The sequence below is a fragment of the Limisphaerales bacterium genome (assembly GCA_014382585.1).
GTDB lineage: Bacteria > Verrucomicrobiota > Verrucomicrobiia > Limisphaerales > UBA1100 > JACNJL01.
Genome location: JACNJL010000044.1, coordinates 57,848 through 78,826 on the forward strand (window position 1 = coordinate 57,848; position 20,979 = coordinate 78,826).

At 57.1% G+C, this 20,979-nt stretch carries 18 protein-coding genes; 8 read left to right on the top strand and 10 right to left on the bottom strand.

Translation table 11 applies throughout. The features are described 5' to 3' along the window. Window positions 1-15: 15 nt before the first annotated feature. The 6 genes from H8E27_09975 to H8E27_10000 all read right to left on the bottom strand — a co-directional run bounded on the left by H8E27_09975 (window position 16) and on the right by H8E27_10000 (window position 6,557). Window positions 16-1,473, bottom strand: coding sequence for an amidophosphoribosyltransferase (locus H8E27_09975; protein MBC8325940.1), 1,458 nt, complete (start codon window positions 1,471-1,473; stop codon window positions 16-18). 15 nt (window positions 1,474-1,488) lie between these two features. Further along, entirely contained in the window at window positions 1,489-3,813 is a 2,325-nt protein-coding gene (purL, locus tag H8E27_09980; protein ID MBC8325941.1) for a phosphoribosylformylglycinamidine synthase subunit PurL, read from the bottom strand. After that, complete coding sequence (purQ, locus tag H8E27_09985; protein MBC8325942.1) at window positions 3,813-4,526, bottom strand: phosphoribosylformylglycinamidine synthase subunit PurQ; 714 nt, start codon at window positions 4,524-4,526, stop codon at window positions 3,813-3,815. Before purQ ends, purL begins: the two co-directional genes overlap by 1 nt. Further along, window positions 4,526-4,765, bottom strand: coding sequence for a phosphoribosylformylglycinamidine synthase subunit PurS (purS, locus tag H8E27_09990; GenBank protein MBC8325943.1), 240 nt, complete (start codon window positions 4,763-4,765; stop codon window positions 4,526-4,528). The genes purQ and purS overlap by 1 nt, the downstream gene beginning before the upstream one ends. Before the next feature lie 127 nt (window positions 4,766-4,892). Beyond that, the gene (locus tag H8E27_09995; GenBank protein ID MBC8325944.1) at window positions 4,893-5,645 is read right to left on the bottom strand and encodes a type II secretion system protein; all 753 of its coding nucleotides are present in this window, start codon (window positions 5,643-5,645) and stop codon (window positions 4,893-4,895) included. Window positions 5,646-6,170: 525 nt separating this feature from the next. Continuing rightward, entirely contained in the window at window positions 6,171-6,557 is a 387-nt protein-coding gene (locus tag H8E27_10000) for a hypothetical protein (protein ID MBC8325945.1), read from the bottom strand. Window positions 6,558-6,671: 114 nt separating this feature from the next. Between H8E27_10000 and H8E27_10005 the strand changes: the two genes are divergently transcribed. Further along, window positions 6,672-8,978 carry a hypothetical protein gene (locus tag H8E27_10005; GenBank protein MBC8325946.1) on the top strand — a complete coding sequence of 769 codons (2,307 nt, stop codon included), beginning with the start codon at window positions 6,672-6,674 and terminating at the stop codon, window positions 8,976-8,978. Between the two features lies 1 nt (window position 8,979). On the opposite strand, the gene H8E27_10010 is transcribed toward H8E27_10005, so the two are convergent. Then, on the bottom strand, window positions 8,980-9,918 hold the full coding sequence (locus H8E27_10010; protein MBC8325947.1) for a phosphatidylcholine/phosphatidylserine synthase: 939 nt from the start codon (window positions 9,916-9,918) through the stop codon (window positions 8,980-8,982). Between the two features lie 178 nt (window positions 9,919-10,096). Between H8E27_10010 and lpdA the strand changes: the two genes are divergently transcribed. After that, entirely contained in the window at window positions 10,097-11,509 is a 1,413-nt protein-coding gene (gene lpdA / locus H8E27_10015) for a dihydrolipoyl dehydrogenase (GenBank protein MBC8325948.1), read from the top strand. Next, complete coding sequence (locus H8E27_10020) at window positions 11,509-12,045, top strand: helicase (GenBank protein MBC8325949.1); 537 nt, start codon at window positions 11,509-11,511, stop codon at window positions 12,043-12,045. The genes lpdA and H8E27_10020 overlap by 1 nt, the downstream gene beginning before the upstream one ends. Before the next feature lie 30 nt (window positions 12,046-12,075). On the opposite strand, the gene H8E27_10025 is transcribed toward H8E27_10020, so the two are convergent. Further along, a complete protein-coding gene (locus tag H8E27_10025; GenBank protein ID MBC8325950.1) occupies window positions 12,076-13,164 on the bottom strand; it encodes an N-acetylmuramoyl-L-alanine amidase in 1,089 nt (362 codons plus the stop codon). A 237-nt stretch (window positions 13,165-13,401) separates the two neighbouring features. Here H8E27_10025 and H8E27_10030 point away from each other — a divergent pair, with 237 nt between their 5' ends. The 5 genes from H8E27_10030 (at window position 13,402) to mqnC (ending at window position 18,204) form a co-directional block, all read left to right on the top strand. Continuing rightward, window positions 13,402-13,959 (top strand): UbiX family flavin prenyltransferase, encoded by a 558-nt coding sequence (locus H8E27_10030; GenBank protein ID MBC8325951.1) that lies wholly within the window; start codon window positions 13,402-13,404, stop codon window positions 13,957-13,959. Then, window positions 13,847-15,118, top strand: coding sequence for a UbiA family prenyltransferase (locus tag H8E27_10035; protein ID MBC8325952.1), 1,272 nt, complete (start codon window positions 13,847-13,849; stop codon window positions 15,116-15,118). Before H8E27_10030 ends, H8E27_10035 begins: the two co-directional genes overlap by 113 nt. Next, window positions 15,118-16,284, top strand: a complete 1,167-nt coding sequence (gene mqnE / locus H8E27_10040; protein MBC8325953.1) for an aminofutalosine synthase MqnE — start codon at window positions 15,118-15,120, stop codon at window positions 16,282-16,284. The genes H8E27_10035 and mqnE overlap by 1 nt, the downstream gene beginning before the upstream one ends. Beyond that, on the top strand, window positions 16,281-17,030 hold the full coding sequence (locus H8E27_10045; protein MBC8325954.1) for a menaquinone biosynthesis protein: 750 nt from the start codon (window positions 16,281-16,283) through the stop codon (window positions 17,028-17,030). The genes mqnE and H8E27_10045 overlap by 4 nt, the downstream gene beginning before the upstream one ends. Window positions 17,031-17,118: 88 nt before the next feature. Beyond that, the gene (mqnC, locus tag H8E27_10050) at window positions 17,119-18,204 is read left to right on the top strand and encodes a dehypoxanthine futalosine cyclase (protein MBC8325955.1); all 1,086 of its coding nucleotides are present in this window, start codon (window positions 17,119-17,121) and stop codon (window positions 18,202-18,204) included. Here mqnC and H8E27_10055 read toward each other — a convergent pair. Together H8E27_10055 and speA are read right to left on the bottom strand one after the other, a co-directional pair. After that, window positions 18,201-19,001, bottom strand: coding sequence for a hypothetical protein (locus H8E27_10055; protein ID MBC8325956.1), 801 nt, complete (start codon window positions 18,999-19,001; stop codon window positions 18,201-18,203). The two genes, mqnC and H8E27_10055, sit on opposite strands and share 4 nt — an antisense overlap. Before the next feature lie 2 nt (window positions 19,002-19,003). After that, window positions 19,004-20,953 (bottom strand): biosynthetic arginine decarboxylase, encoded by a 1,950-nt coding sequence (gene speA, locus H8E27_10060; protein MBC8325957.1) that lies wholly within the window; start codon window positions 20,951-20,953, stop codon window positions 19,004-19,006. Between the last annotated feature and the right edge of the window lie 26 nt (window positions 20,954-20,979).

Genomic DNA, 20,979 nt, shown 5'->3' on the forward strand with positions numbered 1-20,979 from the left:
TTGGGAATTGGTCATTCATAACAGTCTAGGCTGCGTGTCTTCCGCCACGAGACTCTTGGCGCGGTCGCGTTGGCGTTCCATAATGTGCTTGTCCACGGCGGGATCGTATTCCACTGGATAATTTCCATCGTAACACGCCATGCAAAATGATTCCTTCGGATGACCGGTGGCGCGCACCATTCCCTCCTGTGAAAGATAATTCAGCGAGTCGGCATTGAGATAAGTGCAAATTTCTTCAATCGTATTATTGGCGGCCATCAACTTACTGCGATCAGGAAAATCAATCCCGTACACGCACGGATTTTTGTGCGGCGGGCAGCTCACCAAAACGTGCACTTCTTTCGCGCCGGCTTCTTTGAGGCTGTTGACGCGCTTTTTACAGGTGGTGCCGCGCACGATCGAATCATCCACGATGATCACGCGCTTGTCCTTCACCAATTCCGTGATGAGATTGAGCTTCACGCGCACATTGAAATCGCGGATGAGCTGGCTCGGTTGTAAAAAACTGCGGCCCACGTAGTGGTTGCGGACGAACGCCATCTCGAAAGGGATGCCACTCTCGTGCGCATAACCCAGCGCGGCGCAATTCCCGCTATCGGGAATGGGCACCACAATGTCCGCGTCGATGGGGTTTTCGCGCGCCAGTTCGCGGCCCATTTCCACGCGCACCGTGTGGACGTTGCGACCGTCAAGATTGCTATCGGGCCGTGAAAAGTAGACGTACTCGAATATACAAAACGACCGCTTCTCCTGTTCGGGAAAAGCCTCGATGCTACGCAATCCGTCATCATTGATGATGACAATTTCGCCCGGCGCCACATCGCGCACAAACTTCGCCTCAATCAAATCCAACGCGCACGTTTCGCTGCTGAGCACGTACGCGCCGCTGGCGAGCTGGCCGATGCACAGCGGGCGGAAGCCGTGCGGATCGCGCACGCCGATCAATTCGTTCTCGGTCATAATGATGAGAGAGAACGCGCCTTCGAGTTTGCGGATGGTGTTGACGAGCGTGTTCTCGCCATTGCTCGTCGGCTGCGCGAGCCAGTGCAACACGATTTCGCTATCAACGGTGGTTTGAAAAATAGAGCCGCGTTCTTCGAGTTCCTCGCGCAGCGCGGCGGCGTTGGTGAGGTTGCCGTTGTGGGCGATGGAAATTTGACCGCGCGAACAATCCACTGTAAGCGGCTGTGCATTGCCGATGTTGGAACTGCCGGTGGTGGAATAACGCGCGTGGCCGATGGCGGTGTGGCCAACCAATTCGTGCAGCACTTTGCCTTTGAACACCTGCGGCACGAGGCCCATCCCTTTGTGCTCGCGAAACTGCGTGCCGTCGTTGGCGACAATGCCGGCGCTTTCCTGTCCGCGATGCTGCAGTGCGTACAAGCCGTAGTACGTCAGCTCAGCGGCATTGGGATGGCCGTGCACGCCGAACACGCCGCAGTAGTGTTTAGGGTAATCCTGTTCGTCGTTCATCCCACGCTCATTCTGCTAGGCCATTGCGTTGTCGATTGAGTTCCACCAAAGATCGTGCAAGCCGGCAACCTCCCACGACCACTCGCCGGTCGTCGACTTAATTTTCAACGCCGCGCCTGTTTCGGCGTCCACCGTCCCGATGCGCCGCGCGGGTACGCTCATCAACTTGGCGCGCTCGATGGCTTTCACGGAGTCCAATTCCGAAGTGGTGATGACGATGCGCCCGAGGGTTTCGCCAAACAAAAGGGCATCGAGACGTTCGCAATCAATTTCGGCTAAATCAATTTCTGCGCCGATGAAGCGCGGGGTGTTGCGGCCTTCGACTTTGGAGAAGCAGCATTCCGCCAAGGTCACGGCGAGGCCGCCCTCGGCGCAGTCGTGCGCGCTTTTTACCAAACCACTTTGGATGAGGCCCAGCAGTGTGGTGCCGAGCGTGCGTTCGGTTTCCAAATTGCAACGCGCCGGCGTGCCGTTTTTTTGCTCGTGCAACACTTGCAAATACGCCGAGCCGCCGAGGCCGCACAATGGATCGTCGGTGTCCACCGGTTCGCCGAGCAAAATAATCGCGTCGCCGTCGTCCTTGAACCACTGCGTTGTCACGTGGTCCGCGTCTTCGATAAGGCCCACCATCGCCATTGTGGGCGTGGGGTCGATGGCGCTTTTGGGGTTTTGATTGTAGAGGCTGACGTTGCCGCCGGTGACGGGCGCATCAAACGCCGCGCAGCCCTCGGCCAGACCGCGCACGGATTCCTTCAATTGCCAAAACAACTCCGGGTTATGCGGGTTGCCGAAATTTAAATTATCGGTGGAACCAATCGGCGTGGCGCCGCTGCACGCGAGGTTGCGCGCGCATTCGGCGACGGCAGCCTTCGCGCCCTCGAAGGGATCGAGATAAACGTGCGTGGCATTGCAATCCACGGCGAGAGCGAGAATTTTTTCAGGGAACGCGCCGTTGCGGTCTGTGCCATTGTCAGCGCCGGGAACGCTGTCGGCTTTGATACGGATGACTGCGGCATCGCTGCCGGGATTGACCATCGTGTTGGCGCGCACCATGTGGTCGTACTGGCGGTAGACCCAATTTTTGGAAGCGATGGTCGGCCACTTGAGCAGTTTGCCGAGAGCGGCGGTGGGGTCTCCCACGTCGTCGATGCCTTCTAAAGTGAACGCACGCACATCGGCGAGGTACTGAGGCTCCTGCGCTTCGCGGTGATAAATGGGCGCGTCATCGGCGAGCTTGCTGGCGGGCAGATCGACGACTATGTCGCCGTGATTTTTTACGACCATTTGGCCCGTGCCCGTCACGTTGCCAATTTCGGCCCACGGCAAATCCCATTTATCGAAAATGCGTTTGACTTCCTCCTCGCGACCTTGCTCCACGATGATGAGCATGCGCTCCTGCGATTCGCTCAGCAAAATTTCGTAGGGCGTCATGCCGGGGCTACGTTGCGGCACCTTGGCCAAATCGATCTCAATGCCCGTGCCGCCGCGCGCCGCGGTTTCGCAAGTGGAACACGTGAGGCCCGCGGCACCCATATCCTGAATGCCCGCAACCGCTCCGGTGGCGAGCAACTCAAGACAGGCTTCCATGCAGAGCTTTTCCATGAAGGGATCGCCCACTTGCACCGCGCCGCGCTGGTGTTCGGCGGATTCCTCGGTGAGATCCTGCGAGGCAAACGCCGCACCCGCGAGCCCATCGCGTCCCGTGGCGGGGCCGACATAAAAAACCGGGTTGCCCACGCCCTTTGCCGCGCCGCGCGCAATTTGGTCGTGCCGCAACACGCCCAGCGCGAAGGCGTTCACGAGTGGATTGCCCTCGTAGCTTTTATCAAAATAAACTTCGCCTCCGACCGTCGGAATGCCAAAGCAATTTCCGTAATGCGCGATGCCGCTGACCACGCCGCGAAAGAGCCGCCGCACTTCGGGGTTGGAAAGCTCACCAAAGCGCAGCGAGTTGATGGCGCAAACCGGCCGCGCGCCCATCGTAAAAATATCGCGAATGATCCCACCCACGCCGGTAGCCGCGCCTTGGAAGGGTTCCACAGCACTGGGGTGATTGTGGCTTTCAATCTTGAATGAAATGGCGAGGCCATCGCCAATGTCGAGAATACCGGCATTCTCCTCGCCCGCCGCCACGAGCACACGCGGTGATTGAGTGGGGAAGCCCTTTAATAAAGCGCGTGTGTTTTTGTACGAACAATGCTCGCTCCACATCACGCTGAAGATGCCCAACTCGGTGTAATTGGGCGCGCGCCCGAGTAATTCCAAAATGCCTTCGTACTCCTCTGGCGTGAGGTTGTGCTCGGCAACCAATTCCGGCGTGATTGCGGGATCGGCGGCCATCAGGCGGAGGCGAGGTTGGGTTGGGATTTAAGTGTGGCGATGAGGCTTTCGAAAATGAGGCGGCCATCATCTTCGCCGAGGGCGGGTTCGGCGGCGCGTTCGGGGTGGGGCATCATGCCAGCGACGTTGCGTTTTCCGTTGCAGATGCCGGCGATGTTGGCGCGCGATCCGTTGGGGTTGGCGTGGTCGGTGAGGTCGCCTTCGACGTCGACGTACTGGAACAGGATTTGGTCGTTGTCCTCGAGTGACTGCAGGGTTTCGTCGTCACAAAAATAATTGCCCTCACCATGGGCGATGGGGATGCGGAGGTTTTTGCCTTCGGGGATTTGGCCGGTGAAGGGCGAGTCGTGCGTGGCGGTTTGCAGGTAAACGTGTTCGCAGCGGAATTGTAGCGAGCGGTTGCGAATGAGCGCGCCGGGGAGCATCCCCGCTTCACAGAGGATTTGGAACCCATTGCAGATGCCGAGTACGTGGCCGCCGTTATCGGCAAATTCTTTGACCGCCGCCATCACGGGGCTGAAGCGCGCGATGGAGCCGGTGCGGAGATAATCGCCATAGCTGAATCCGCCGGGGATGAACACCGCATCGGCATCGCCCACCGAGTTTTCCTTGTGCCACAGCAATTCCGTGGGGCGACCGAGCACATTGCGCAGCACGTGCACGCAATCCTGGTCGCAATTGGAGCCGGGGAATTGGAGGACCGCGAACTTCATCAGTCCTCGAAAACGAGCCGGTAGTCTTCGATATTCGGGTTGGCGAGGAATTTATCGGCGTATTCGCTGAGCTTGGCCTCGACCGTTTCGCGGTCGCCGTCCATTTCGATTTCCACGTATTTGCCGATGCGCACGTCGCCCACGCCGGAGCAGCCCATGTGCTCCAGAGCGGTTTGCACGGTCTTGCCCTGTGGATCGAGTACCGCGCGCTTGGGGGTGATGATGACTTTGGCTTTCATTCCTTCAAAAAAGGTGTGCCCACCAAAGACAGTATTTGCCTGCCTGCGGTCAAGGGGCATTTATTGGGGTTATTGACATAAAAAAAGGCACCCCTTTAGAGGGTGCCTTCGTGAAAATACCCGTGCTCTATTTTCGAAACACTTTAGTGGAAGAAGGCCCCATGGTCACTCCGCCTCTGGAATTAATGTGCGCCTTAACAAGTTTACCCCTAACTCCCAGATCTGCATCGGTAGATTGCTTGGCACTGCCATCCATTAACACCAACTGACCCTGACTTTTATTTAGCCCTGTGAAGGCCTCCGCGTGCGGAGGGTCTGCATCCGCACCACACCAATCCGCATCAGCAAGATCTTCGCCATGCACGTTTAAGGTCACGGAAAGAATGGAAGCGGGGCGAATGCTGTCTGCACCCTCCACAAACCCATAACTGATTGCCTTGGCCAATTCCATGTTATGGCCTTGAGCCTTTGTGTTATAGCTTGCCCATTTGGACTGACAAACCTCATTGGCAGCCTGGCGGGCGGCATCACAGGGCGAGGTGATGAGTTTAGCTGACTGGAGTTCACTTTTCATGGCCGCCATTCCAATAATGCAACCGGTCATTTGGGAAAGCATTGTTTGATTGCCAAAATGATTCATGATTCCATGGGGGGTTAATTGCCATGGCATCCGACCATCGTTTTCCTGAGCGAAACCAATAGAGGCCTTACCAATCTGCGCAAGATTGTTTACGCACTTAATACGGGCCGCCTTAGCCTTAGCCCGCGCGAGGGCGGGCAGGAGCATTGAGGCTAAGATCCCAATAATTGCGATTACCACCAGAAGTTCAATTAGAGTAAAACCCGCCTGCCGGGCTTCATTTATTCTTTCTTTATTCATCTTATAATTAAAATTTTTGATTTTTATATTTTTAGCAGCACCGTGTCAGGTCGCCACATTATCCGTAAAAAGCCTTACAGGCACTTTACGGGTTTCGTTTTAAAGGAAAAGGAAGCTAAGCCACCGATCGAGGCGGAGGCGAAGGAGGGGGAATGGGTTCGATAAAGAAAACAGAATTCGGATCGATTACGCAATTCAGAAACTTACCGGAATCCTCATGGATGCTAACATCACATGGGGGCATAGGAATCAACGGGCAAAGAATATCCGCCAGAACAGCTTCGTCAGGCACTCCATTCTGGTGGTTTTGGGTTTGTTGAATAATCTGGCAGATGTCACAGGAATCTCTGCAACTCATGGCTTTTTCGAGTGCCTGATCCAAGGGCATGACCTCTAGATTCACTAATGTATTATTACTCAAGGCAACCAACTGCAATAACACCAAGCGCGGCCCCAGCCCGAAAGCAATAGTCGCAATTATAGCAACCCGTAAGGCTTGACGAATCCAGATTGGCAACGACCGGCTCATTTGTCTTTTATGATCAACTGAAACGCCCCGGACATTTTGCTATTCGCCTCGGGCACCGGGATGGCGTTGTATTTCCAATCCACACGAATTCGATAGGCCACCCCTGTTGCGCTTGCCGGAACAGGCACCAGCGTCTCCCAACGGTTGGTGACCAGTGCTGTTCGCTGCATCGGAAAACTATTCGTCCCCACCAGCACCACCGGATGCACCGTTTCGTGGCGGACACCGTTGGCGTTGTTTTCCCAAATGATCTCGACGCGATATAGACCGTTGGGATCGCGCGGCTGTTGGGTCACGGTGAGGTTGGTGAGCGTGGCGCGGGCGCAGCCGCCCATTAGCAGCGCGGCGATGAAAACGATGAAAATTCCCGTTTGGCGTGTCATTGCTTAGCGGCATATTTGCACCGGCGAACGCGCTTGTAAAGCGAATTGGCAGGGAAATTGGTTTGACCCACCCGAGCCGGTGCGCTATGGGTTCGCGTCCCATTTTACAAGCCTATGTTTGGAACTTTTCGTAAACACTCGCAGCCGCTGTGGATCGCGATCATCATTGTGGTCGTCATCAGCTTTGTCATCTTTTTCACGCCAAATTTTGACCCCTTTGACACTGGCGGAACGGTCACCGCCGATGCCGCCGCGGTGGAACAGGCACAGAGCCATATTCTCATCAATGAAGTCATCGAATTGCGCCAGCGCCAATCGTTAGCTCAATCACTTGCACGGAACGGCCGCATACAGGAAGCCATACAACTCTCAGGCGGAAATTTTCAGGAAGCTTTCCAGTTGATCCAATCGCCCGACGTATTGGCCACCGCCAACGCCAACCGCATCGCCGGCAACTCGCGCCACATCGATCTCGACGGCGATGACTACAACGATATCAACAGTTTGGAATACCGTGCCCGCATTCGGTTACGAAAGCTGGCTCTCGCCCGGGAGCTGGGCATCATGATCAGCGACAGCGCCGTAAACGCCGCACGAAATTTTATGGTGCAGAACCTCAACGGCACACAGGAATACAACGCCAACCATTACGATCAACTGATGAACCAACTGGCCAATGGCGGCTTCATCGCCTCTGGCCGCATAGGCCGCGAGCAATTCGATGATTATCTGCGAAACCGCCTCACGCTGATGCAGCTTAACGCGTTGATGACCCGCAGCGCTGGATTCTGGCCCGATACGGATACAGCCGAACTTTTTGCACGCCAAAACCGGGAGTACGCCGTGGAAGCCGCTTTCATCTCCCTCACCAACCATACCGCCTCCGCGACGAATTATGCCGACCTCATCAAAGCCGATGGGTTCACCAATCATTTCAACCAAATCGCCAACCAATACCAAGTGCCCGTTCACCGAACCATCGCCTATGTGAAAATTGAACTGGCCGATTTCGAAGGCGACATCCGCAAAGAATTAAAATTTGATGATGAAGTGCAAAAACTCATTGAACAGCACAACACCACCACCAACCGATTAACCGAAACCAACGGCACCGCATTGCCCATCAATGCCACCAACCTCCTCGCCCGCGCCGAGGAAGAAGTGCGGAAAACACCTATCGGAGATAAAATGTTTGAAATCTCCAACGCCGCCGCGCGCGCTCAGGCGCTCGCCTTCCGCAAAGCCCTTTTCATTCAGCCCCCCTACGCCACCGCCCTCCTCGGAGCCACCGCCAAACAATTTGGGCTACCGCTTCACACCGCCACCTTCAGCCGTGAAAATCCGCCCGAAGATCTCCCCGGTGCCCTCATCGAGGCCGCCTTTGCCTCCTCGCTCAAGTCCGGCAAATTGCTCGAAAGCGCCGTGTTTACCACAAACCCGAACCACATTTACATTCTCGGCCTCCAATCTATTACGCCCCTCAAACTGCGGCAATACGCCGAGCTGACCAAGGACGAGCAAAAAGAAGTTCACGAAAGCTTCCTCACCTCCGAAACCCGCCGGTTAGCGCTGGAAGCCGGTGAACAATTTCAGGCCGTCGCCGAAGCCAGCCTCAAAGAAGGCCGCACGTTTGCCCACACCGCCACCAACGCCGGGCTCAGCATGGTCACCCTCCCGCCATTTTCACTCTACACCGCAGCTAGCACGAACCACATTGATTTACTGAAAAATCTCGTGCCACTCAACACCCTGCAAAACGCCGTGCGCACTCACGAACAAAATCAACAAAGCAAACCCGACTCCGAAAAAGAAAACCTCTCCGCCTTTCTCGAAAACATCGATGGCGGCGTTTCGTTTAACGACTCCATCGCCGGATATGTACTGCACATCACCAAACGCACCAACCCCATCGCGCCCGATGCCAATGCCCTCCGCGAATTTGCCGCAACGAGTCGACGCAACACCCGCACCCAGGCCGCCGGCAACGATTGGTTTACTGGCCACCAACGCCAACTCGATGCTGAAATTATCATCAGCTCCCTTGAAAACCGCCGCGCCGGTTTGCCTTCGGAAATTAATGAGGTGAACGAAAACATCCTCTATAAAGAACAAAAACTCGCCGGACAACTCGCCGCCAGCCTGAAGCAATCGGGCATCACCGATAAAACAATCACCGACCCCCTTGAGCATTGGACTGAAGCCCAAACAGGCACGCTGAAAAAACAGGTGCACGAACATTATTTTGCCCAGCCCCCCAAGCACCCCGCCGCCGCCAAAATAATCGTCCCGCTCCTCAGCAGCGGTCTCCGGGAACCGTGGGCAGATTTAGATGAAGTGATGGCCGACCTACACAAACTCAAATCTCTCCAAGCCACCGGCATCGACGAGGCCATCGCCAAAGCCAAGCAATTAGTGAAATAACTTAACCCCCGTTTTCCAACGGCACATCCTCCTCAATCTCGCGCCGCGTCCGATGCGGCATCCACGGCCGCACAAAGCCGTACACGAGATACACAATAAAAATCAGCGGCGCCCCCAGCGGCAGCGCGTATTTCCGCCCCACCGTCGCCAAAAGTCCGATCGCCACCGCCGCAATCACCATAAAGAAAAATGATCGCGACCCGCGCAGGTTTACTTTTTTGAACGTCGGATAGGCCACCCTGCTCACCATCATCGCAGAAAGAAACAACAACAACACCGGCAGCGCAAATTTCCAGTCGCCCTGCGTAAACCCTTTATCCTCAAACCAAATCAAAAAATAAGTAATGCTCGCCACCAATCCCGCCGCCGCCGGAATAGGGAATCCCTTAAACTCCCTCGAATGCTTGCCCGCCGCCTCGCCGCGCGCCTTGCGATCATCCTCAAGGGCTGAGTAGCAATTAAACCGCGCCAACCGCAGCGCCCCACAAATCACATAAATTGAGGCAATCCCCCAGCCCACCTCCGGCGAGTTCTGAAACACATCGCCCAACACCACCCGATGCACCAAAAACGCCGGCACAATCCCGAAGGAAACCACATCCGCCAGCGAATCAAACTCCCGCCCAAATGGACTATCATACCCTCCGAGCCGCGCCACGCGCCCGTCCAACACATCAAACACGCACGCCAACAAAATCAATTCCAGCGCCCAATAAATCGCCTGTTTCGCCGCAATAAATTGATCCCCAAACACCGGGTACTTCGTTGGATCCCACTCGTACAAGCTCGGCGCGCCCACAATGATCGTCAACGCCAAAAAGCCACAAAACAAATTCCCCGCCGTAAACAAATTCGGCAGAAAATAAATCTTTAATTCCCCGTTGTCATCAAAGCCAATGGGAGGCTTGGAGCCCTTGCGGTTGGGTTTGGATTCAGACATTAACACCCCCCGGTGCCCAGCACCGGAAAACAGCCGCACGCTACCCCAACCCACCCAAAAACTAAAGCTGATAATGGGATTAGGGAGTAGTGGCCAAATTCACACCCCTACTCCCTACTCCCCACTCCCTCAAAAATTTCTTATTTGCCACCGGTCGCTTCGTCGCTAGATTGCGCGCGTGAGTGATTTGAATTATGACCTCGCCATTGTTGGCGCTGGCCCCGGTGGATATGTGTCCGCCATTCGCGCGGCGCATCACGGGCTGCGGGTGGCACTCGTGGACCCCAACCCGCCCGGCGGCGTGTGCCTGCATACCGGCTGTATCCCCACCAAAACGATGGTCGCCAGCGTGGATCTACTGCGCCAAGCGCAGCAGTCCAGCCAATGGGCCGTGAGCATCGCCCAATCGGAAGCGCAGTTGGCCGCTATTGTGGATCGCCGCCAAAAGGTGGTGACCAAGCTCGCGGCGGGCGTGCAAAATCTCATCGACAAAAACGGCGTCGATTTCATCAAAGGCCGCGGGCGTTTGAAAAGCCCCACCGAAATTGAAGTGACCGATGCCGAAGACAACGTCACCCAAACGCTCGTCAACCCGCGCGCCATGATCCTCGCCACCGGCTCGCGCCCAACAGATTTGCCGATCGCCCAGCGCGATGGCGCGCGCATTCTCAACAGCGATGATTTGCTAACGCTCACCGAATTGCCGCCGCGTTTACTCATTCTTGGCGGCGGCTACATCGGCTGCGAATTTGCCAGCATCTTTGCCGCGCTCGGCAGCGAAGTCACCGTGCTCGAGGCCGAACCGCGCTTGCTCCCCGGGATGGATCCCGATCTATGCGATTTTTTGCGACGCGGATTCAAACGCCAAAAAATCACTGTCCGCCTAAACACAACCGTCCAATCCGCCACCGCCACCGATCAAGGCGTCTCCGTCCAACTTGCCGATGAAACCCTCGAAGGCACGCACCTCCTTGTCGCCGTCGGCCGCACGGCCAACACCGAAGCCCTCGGGCTCGAAGCCGCCGGTGTGGCACTCGATGGCCGCGCGATTGGCGTCAATGAATGTTGCCAAACCAACGTGCCCAACATTTTTGCCATCGGCGATGTCACCGGCAAAATGCAACTCGCCCACGTCGCCACCGCCCAGGGCCGCATGGTGGTGGATAACCTTATCGCCGGCAAAAACAATGCGGCAATGAATTACGATGAAATCCCCGCCGCCGTGTTCACGCATCCGGAGATCGCCACCATCGGCCTCACCGAAGCGGAGGCCGAAGCGCGCGGCATTCCCATCCGCATGGGCCGCTTCCCCTTCGCCGCTATCGGCAAAGCCCTCGCGCAAGGGGAGACTGATGGATTCGTCAAACTCATCGCCCACGCCGAAACCGGCCAACTCCTCGGCGGCCACATCCTTGGCGGCCACGCGGCAGAACTCATCGGCCAAATCACCCTCGCCATTAAATTGAACGCCACCGCCGAGCAACTCACCGAAACCATCTTCGCCCACCCCACCCTCAGCGAAGCCATCCTCGAAGCCTCCGAAGCCCTCTTCGGCCAAGCCACCCATTTACCCAAAGCCCGCGAACGTTAATGAGTCAAAACATCGTCTACTTCGATTTGGAAACCAAATACGCCGCGGACGATGTGGGCGGCTGGAGTCATATCGACAAGATGGGGATGAGCATCGGCGTCACGTACAGCACGGCGCGCGGGGATTACAAAATTTACGGTGAACCGGAGGTGGAGGATCTCATCAAGGAACTCCAGCGCGCCGATTTGGTGGTGGGATTTAATCACATCCGTTTCGATTATCGCGTGCTGGAGGGTTACTCGATTTTTGATTTCAGCCAGGTGCCTTCGCTCGATATGTTGATTGTGCTCAACGACACGCTCGGCCATCGCCTCAAGCTCGACTCCATCGCGCAAGCCACGCTCGGCTGCGAGAAATCCGCCGAAGGATTGCAGGCCATCGAGTGGTACAAACAAGGCAAACTCGCCGAGATCGCCGAGTACTGCTGCTTCGATGTGAAGATCACCAAACTCGTCCACGAATACGGCGCCGCCCACGGCCATCTGTTTTACACCAATCGGTTTGGAAATAAACTAAAGGTGGAAGTGGAGTGGTAAATGCAACCGTTGCACCCAATGTAGCCCGGGCTACAGGGCGGACGCCACGCCTACCGCTAGCTTCTGCCGATACGCGGCGGTATCCACTTTTCTGGATTCGGTGGGGTTGGAAAGATAGCCGCCTTCCACCAAAATCGCGGGGCGTTTCTGGCCTTTGATGACGGACATAAAACGCACGCGGCGCACGCCTCGATCAGGCATTTTGCAGGTGAGCAGCAATTGATTGTGCACGCGGGCGGCGAGTTGAAAGCTGCTGGCGTCCCACGGGTTATTGGGCAATTTGGTGGAAACCGGATCGGGATTGCCGCGCGTGAAGTGCGAGGGCATTCCGGTGGGCGAGATGCAATACGTTTCCAAACCGCTCACCTTCGCGGCGGCGGCGTTGAAGTGCAGGCTGATAAATACCGAGGCGTGCACGCGGTCGGCGAACTTCACGCGATCGGTCAGCGAGAGGCTGTCATCCGTGACGCGCGTGAGGTACACCCGCCAGCCTTTGCGTTCCAAAAGCGGCTTGAGCCGCATCGCCCAATCGAGCGTGTATTCCTTTTCGTATTTCTTGTTGAAAATACTGCGCGTGCCTTTGTTGTCTTTGCCGTGGCCGGCATCGATCACCGCCACGCGACCGAGCGTGGGCATTCCGGAAATGAGCGGCGCGAGATGTTTCTGCACGTCCAGCGCGTGGATATAAAGATGGCCCTCCACCAAACGCGGCCCAAAGCCGAGCCAGATTTGCATGCCCTGACAAGTGATGAGGCGCTGACGCGGCGTGAAGTCAAACCGCATATTCGCCGCCACCAAACGATGCACCGTGCCGCTGCGCTGTTGGATGCGGCCAAACCAGCCTTCGTATAACTTGCCCCAACGCTCGAGCGAAATCCATTCCGCGTCGGCAACCTTCACCGTGTATTCCTTGGGCAACGCCTGCGCGGGCATTAGTTTTTCACCCTGCAAAACGATCGGCTGCGCAGGTTGCACCTTCGGTCGCGCGGGAGGCGCGGTGGACGCCGTGCCCGTGCCGGGCGGCAAATATCGTGGCGGCTTGGCCGTGGCGACGCGCACGGGTGGCGCGGGCCGTTCGGGTTGTTGTTTTGCGACCCCAGTTTTTTTGGCTGCGGGCACACGGTAAGTGATCGGTCCGTGACTGCGCGGCGTCATTTCACACGACGCCAAGACCACGACCGCCAAGAGAGCGGAGTACGCCCGTTTTGATTTTGTTTGCACCTCCTTTGTCACGCCGACAGGGCGCGAAAAATGCGACGCGCACCCTGCCATCCACCCGCCGCGATGTCGAGGTTATTCACAATGGTGAACAAACCGCTTGCGCCATTTCCCCTGAAAAAGTAATGCTTTGCGCCCGTGAGAATTCTTGTGGCCATCACCGGCGCCAGTGGCGCGATTTACACCCAACGCCTGCTCGATCGGCTCGACCCCGCCGCGCACGAGATCCACGTCATCACCAGCAGCTACGCACAAATCGTGCTCAAAGAAGAACTGCCCGACGGCCTACGCCTCGCCGAGGGCGTGCAGCTTCACGCCGCCAAAAGTATGAACGTCCCCTTCGCCAGCGGCTCCAACGCCTTCGATGCGATGGTGATTCTCCCCTGCACAATGGGAACCCTCGGCCGCATCGCCCACGGCTACAGCGAGGACGCCCTCCTCCGCGCCGCTGACGTGATGCTCAAAGAAAACAAAACGCTCATCCTTTGCCCGCGCGAAACGCCACTCAGTTTCATCCACGTTAAAAACATGGAACTGCTCCTCCAAGCCGGCGCCACGATGATGCCCACCAACCCCTATTTTTATGCCGGCGCAAAAACACTCGAAGATTTGGCCGACACCGTCGTCGCCCGGGTCCTCGATCACCTCGGCGTGGAAAACGAAATCTCCCCCCGCTGGCGGGAAGAAGAGGAGTAAAGGAAAGGCGTGCTCTCCAAGCGCGCCAAGGCGGTTTCCGAGAAACCGCCCCACCATCACAATTTATTCAATTGTGATTTCTTCTTTTGCTTTTCCCTTCCCAAACCTCCACGCTCAACCCGTGGCGCGCAAAGACGAAACCAGCGAAAACCCCAAACCCTCCCTGCTCCAAAAATGGGGCGGGTTCGTTAAGTTTTCGCACACCATCTTCGCCCTGCCCTTCGCGCTGGCCTCGATGGTGTTGGCGGCGCGGGCGGGATTTGCCGTGCTGGGGCCAAAAGCGCAAGAATCTGTGCCGTGGATGAAACTCGGCTGGCCGGGTTGGAAATTATTCAGCCTCATTCTGCTGGCGATGGTCACCGCGCGCACGTGCGCGATGGCATTCAACCGCATCGCGGATCGCAAATTCGATGCCGCCAATCCGCGCACCAAAGATCGCCATTTGCCCGCCGGAAAAATCACACTCACCAGTGCGTGGACACTTTGCATCCTCAGCGCGCTGGCGTTCGTCGCCACCACGTTTGGCATCGATATGGTGCGCGATGCGCATCAGGGGCGGCTCGTTTGTTTTTTCCTGTCGCCGGTGGCGTTGCTTTTTATTCTCGGCTATTCACTCACAAAACGGTTTACCGATTTCACGCACGTCTTCCTCGGCATCGCACTGGCGATTGCCCCGATCGGCGCGTGGCTGGCGGTGAATGGTTCGTTTGATTTTTCGCCAAACGTCAAAGACCCGCTGCGGCACAGCGCGTTGCTGCCCACTATTATGGCGGCGGCGGTGGTGTTGTGGCTGATTGGCTTCGACATCATTTATGCGATTCAGGATTTTGAATTCGATCGCGATCACAAGCTGCACTCGCTCGTTGTCCGATGGGGCCCCGAAAACGCGCTGACCGCTTCGCTGCTGATGCACATGCTGTTGCTCGCGTTGCTGACGTTGTTTGGATTATTCGCCGCGTTCAAAATGTCATATTGGATTGGCCTGATTATCATTTCCGCGTGCCTGCTGCTCGAGCATTGGATCGCCCGCAAGCGCAGCCTCGATTGGGTGCAACGCGCGTTCTTCAATCTCAACGGCATCGTCAGCATCGTTTTTCTGGTGATGGTCGTCACCGAGGTCAGTCTTGTGGGCCGCTTCATTTCGTGGAGATTGTGGTGATGGATTTCATTTTGCAAAAAAGCGAACTGGCCGATCTCGCCGAAAAAGTCGAAACCGGCACGCCCCTCGATGCCGACGAGGCGCTGCGCCTGTTCCGCACGCCCGACCTCAACGCCCTTGGCCGCCTCGCCGCGCTGGCCACCGAACGCAAGGTCGGCAACCGCGCCAGTTACATCGTCAACCGCTACATCAATTATTCCAACTACTGCATTCTCTCGTGCCAGTTTTGCAGCTTCGCGCGCAAGAAACGCGATGGCGATGGCTTCGAACTTTCCATCGAGGAAATGGTGACCAAAGCCAAGGAAGCGCTGGCGCTCAATATCACCGAGCTGCACATCGTCGGCGGTTTGCATCCTTCGTTGCCGTTTGATTACTACACCGAAATGCTGCGCGCACTAAAAGCGCTCGATGCCAATCTCCAACTCAAATGTTTCACCGCTGTGGAGATTTATCATCTCGCCCGCCTTAGCAAACAGCCGATGCCCGAAGTGCTCGCCACGCTCAAGGCTGCCGGACTGGATTCGCTCACCGGCGGCGGCGCGGAAATTTTTCAACAAGACGTCCGCGACGCCATCGCCCGCGGAAAAGAAACCGCCGCCGAATATCTGGAGGCCCACCGCGCGTGGCACACCCTCGGCGGCCGCAGCACGTGCACGATGCTCTTCGGCCACGTGGAATCCATTGAGGATCGCATCGATCACCTCGCCCAACTCCGCGCGTTGCAGGATGAAACCGGCGGCTTCACCGGTTTCATCCCGCTGCCTTACCAGCCGGAAAACAACGCCATCCCCGTCACGCATCCGCCCACCGGCAACGATGCCCTGCGGACCATCGCTGTGAGCCGGTTGTTTCTCGATAACTTCGACCACATCACCGCCTATTGGGTGGGCCTCGGGATGAAGCTCGCCCAAGTCGCGCTCAGCTACGGTGCGGATGATTTGCACGGCACGATTGTGGAGGAGCACATTTTCAAAATGGCCGGTGCCGGCGGTGGCGATGGGCAAGCCGAGGCCGCGCTGGTCAAAGCCATCCGCGAAGCCGGCAAAGTGCCCGTGCAACGAAACACCTTTTACGAACCCCTCCGCGAATGGACCGGCGACACGCCCGATGCGCCCGACGATTCTGCCCCGCCGAACGTTTTGAACGATAATTTGGCCACTGCATGAAACGCATCGGCTCCGTTCCTTATCTCAACTCCGTGCCGCTCACGCACGGCATCGAGCACGAAACGGATTACGACGTGCCCTCGCGTTTGGCGGAAAAACTGCGTGCCGGCCAACACGATGCCGCGTTGGTGAGCATCACCGAGGCGCTTTTTCACGACGGCTACGATGTGCTCGATGGCGTGGCCGTGGCCTCGCGCGGCGCGGTGAAGAGTGTCTTCCTCGCGCACAAGCAACCGCTGGACAAAATCGAAACCATCCACTGCGACACCGCCAGCCTCACCAGCGTGAACCTCCTGCGCATGCTCTTCGCCGAACGCGGCCGCATCCCAAAACTCGAACCCCTCGGCGGCTATCGGCAATCCGCAACGCTGGAAAATGTGCTGCTCATTGGCAATCCCGCCATCGATTTCCTGCGCGCCCCGCACAAGCACCACATCTGGGATCTCGGCACCGCGTGGCACGAACTCACCGGCCTCCCCTTCGTCTATGCCGTCTGGGCCCTCCGCCGGGACCAACACGACGCGCTCCTGCGCGAAAAACTCCGCACCGCCAAAACCAACGGCCTCGCCCACCTCGCCAAAACCATCGCCACCTATCCCGACTACGACGCCGACTTCCGCCAATCCTACCTCGGCGGCCATATCCAATACGAATTCAGCGATGAAGAAAAAGCCGGTTTAGCAAAATTCTGTGAACTCCTAAAAACACACGGCAACCAGGAAGTGCACCATCCCACTTACGTGTAGGTAGGGCGTGCTCTCCGAGCGCGCCACGGCGGTCTGGGACAGACCGCCCTACCTTGCTTCAGTTTCATTTCGCGCTTACACTCCCCGCGTGGACGATCTGCTCCAAAAAACTTGGAACGGCGAACGCGTTTCCGAGGCGGAGGCGTTACAGCTGTATTCGCTGCCGCTGGAAACGCTTGGCGCGTTGGCGCATCGACGGCGGGAATTGGCCAAGGCGAAGGCCTTCGACGGGCGCGGCAATGAGATCATCACCTACAGCATTGATCGCAACATCAACTACACCAATGTCTGCAATGTGTACTGCAAATTTTGCGCCTTTTGGCGGAGCGAAAAGGCGGCGGACGCTTACGTGATTTCGCACGCGGAGATTGACCAAAAAATAGAGGAAACCCTCGCGCTGGGCGGCACGCAAATTTTGATGCAAGGCGGGCATCATCCCAAACTAACCAAGCAATGGTATCTCGATTTGCTGTCACACATCCGCGAAACATTTCCGTCCATCAACGTGCACGGCTTCAGCCCCAGCGAGTTCATTCATTTTCAGGAAGTGTTTGATGAACCCTTGGAGGAAATCATCCGCGATTTCAGCGCGGCAGGCTTGGGCTCCATCCCCGGCGGCGGCGGGGAAATTTTGGTGGACCGCGTGCGCCAAAAAATTTCCCCGCTCAAAGCAATGAGCGACGAATGGCTGGAAGTCATGGCCATCGCCCATCGCCAAGGCCTCGCCACCACCGCCACGATGATGTTCGGCCACGTGGAAACGGTGGAGGAACGCATCGAACATTTGGAACGCGTGCGAGTGCAGCAGGATGAAACGAAGGGCTTCACCGCCTTCATCGCGTGGACGTTTCAATCAGAAAACACAAAACTCAATGCCCCCACCGTGGGCGCGCACGAATATCTTAGGATGCAGTCGCTCTCGCGAATTTATTTGGATAACATCGACAACCTCCAAAGCTCATGGGTGACACAAGGGCGCGAGATAGGCCAGATCGCCCTGCGCCATGGGGCGAATGATTTGGGCAGCATTATGATCGAGGAAAACGTCGTGTCCAAGGCCGGCACGGTTTACTGCATGGACGTGGCCGACATGCAGCGCTTGATCAAAGACCTCGGCTACGAACCCCGCCAGCGGGATAATTGGTACGCCCTCGTCGACGGCGTGGCGGCTTAATTCAGCGATGGATCCACTTTATCCGCAGATACCGATGCCGGCAACGGCGGTGGTTCAAGACTGAAGACGCTGTTCAGAATCGCCTCTTTTGTTTTCCAAAGCATCGTCATGGTAAACGTGACGACGAGGGTGGCGATCCACAGGACGGCGGCTTTCATCATCGCGGCGAGGCCCAGATAACTGCCAATGCTTTCAGCAAATGCCGGGGCGGCTCGACGCAGGAGGTCGAACACCCAGTCCGCCTTCTGATGCGTCCACAAGCCGATGACGAGTGCCAGAAACAGGCCAAAGTTTAAATACACAAACAGCCGTACGTCCGCGCGCAGGATGGGGTCGGGCAACATCGCGGCGAGCCGTGCGAGCACGTGATTGAGGTTCAGCACGTACATCATGCTAGCAGTAAAAAAAATGCACGCGGAATAAACGATGTGCTTTTGTGCTTCGCTCATTTGGGTCCACGTCATTGTGTCGGACGTAAATTGCTGCTGCCAATGGAGGAAAGGCACGAGCCCCACCATCAGCAGCGCCAATACTCGCGCGAAGTGCACGGTGCCCTGCCACACACGTTCCTGTTTTTGGAAATGGCCGAGGCTGTGGGTGCCATACCACAACAGTGCCATTGCCGCCAGCGCGGGACCGATGCCCCATGATTCCCACCACGACACCATCGTTTCCTGCACACACACGAGCAGCGCAAAGGGCAGCGCCCAAAAGAGCACCTCCAACCCGCGCACGAGCCGGCGCAGTGTGGGCATGAGGTCGGGGTGCAACGGTTCGTGCGTTTCAGATTCAGCCATAATTAAAATGAAAGATAAGTGTACTCGTCCAGGCCTCGCTCGTATTCCTCGAGCAACCGCATTCCTTCGCTGGGCTTAAGGCGGTTGTCGCGAATGGCGGCGTCGAATTGTTTTTTCATCTGGCGCTGCAAATCGCGCCGGTGGAATTGCACGCTGTCGAGGCTTCCACTGAGGGTTTGGCCGCGGATGATTTCTTCGATGTAATAACCGCTCGGCTCGTCGGGGTCGAGAAACACGTGAATTTCATTCACGCGCCCGAAAAGATTGTGCAGGTTGCCCATCACATCCTGATACGCGCCCATCAAAAAGAATCCCAAGAAATACGGCTCGTTGCCTTTGCTGTTTTTTCGCAATGGATGGAGCGGCAGCGTGTCGCGCACGTCCTCAAGATTGATGAACTTCCGCACCGCCCCGTCGGAATCGCAGGTGATGTCCACCAACGTGGCCTCACGGGTGGGGCGTTCGGTGTGGCGGCTCAGCGGCACGATGGGGAACAGCTGCTCCACCGCCCAATGATCGAGCAGCGATTGGAATAATGAAAAGTTGCAAACATATTGGTCGCTCAATTGGTCTTCCAACTGCGTAATTTCCTCGGGCACATGTTCCGCATTGCGAAAATAGGCCACTACTTTTTGACAAATTTCCCAATAGAGCGTTTCGACTTTCGCTTTTTCCTCAAGGCCAAGCACGCCAAGGGTGAACATATTGGTGGCGTCGTCCTTGCAATTGACGGCGTCGTGATACGCCGCAAGCTTACCGCCACGCGCGAAGCCACGACGGATGCGCAATAGTTGCTCCACGAGCGGGTGTTCTTCTTTGCCGTATTTAAGGCGCGGCTTGTGGGTCTTCGGCGTTTTGTTATTGGCACCAAATACTTCCACCAACAGCACGCTGTGATGCGCGACCACGGCACGGCCGCTTTCGCTGATAAGATTTGGATGCGGCACGTCCTCGGCATTGCACACTTCGGCAACGGTTTGCACCACGTCGTTGGTGTATTCTTGCAGCGAGTAGTTTGCGGAACTTTCGAAAGCGGCACGTGAGCCGTCATAATCCACGGCCAACCCGCCGCCCACGTCGAGGTATTCCAGAGGGAAACCCAACTGCCGCACCTTCGCATAAAAACGCGCGCCCTCCTGCACGGCTTTGCGCACGGTGAGAATGTCCGGCACTTGCGAGCCAATGTGAAAATGCAACAATCGAAAACAATCCTCCCAACCCTCGGCGCGCAGCAGCTCAATGGCAGCCATCAGCTCGGCGGTGTTGAGGCCGAACTTTGCATCCTCGCCGCCGCTGTCCGCCCACTTGCCGGTGCTGCGACTGAGCAACCGCATCCGAATGCCGAGCTGCGGCCGCACGCCTTCGCGTTTGGCCACCGAAATAATCCGGCGCAATTCGTCGGGCTTCTCCACCACCAAAACCACTTGCCGCCCGAGCCGCGTGCCCATCAGCGCCGTGCGGATGAACGCGTCGTCTTTGTAGCCATTGCAAATCAGCAAACTGCCCGGCTCATCCTGCAATGCGAGCGCCGCGTGCAATTCCGGTTTGCTGCCCACCTCCAACCCAAACCCGTGCGGCCGACCGGCATCGAGAATTTCCTCCACCACTTCGCGCAGCGAATTCACCTTCACCGGAAATACCCCGCGATAGCGCCCCGTGAAGTCGTGCTCCTCAATCGATTGGTCAAACGCCGCGCAAATTGCCTCCACCCGATGCCGCAAAATATCCTGAAACCGCACCAACAAAGGCGCCTTAAATCCCCGGTCGCGGGCGGTGGCCAGCACTTCCATCAGCTCCACCTCCGCGCCCGCCGCCTGTTGTGGGTGCGCCACTACGCGGCCGCCGGCGTTGATGCCAAAATACTCCGCGCCCCAGCGATCGATATTGTACACGGCACGCGCGTCTTCAATCGTCCACGGGTCGTTCATATTTTCTTGGGCGGCATTCGTCATCGGCGGGGCATCATAGGGATGAAAAA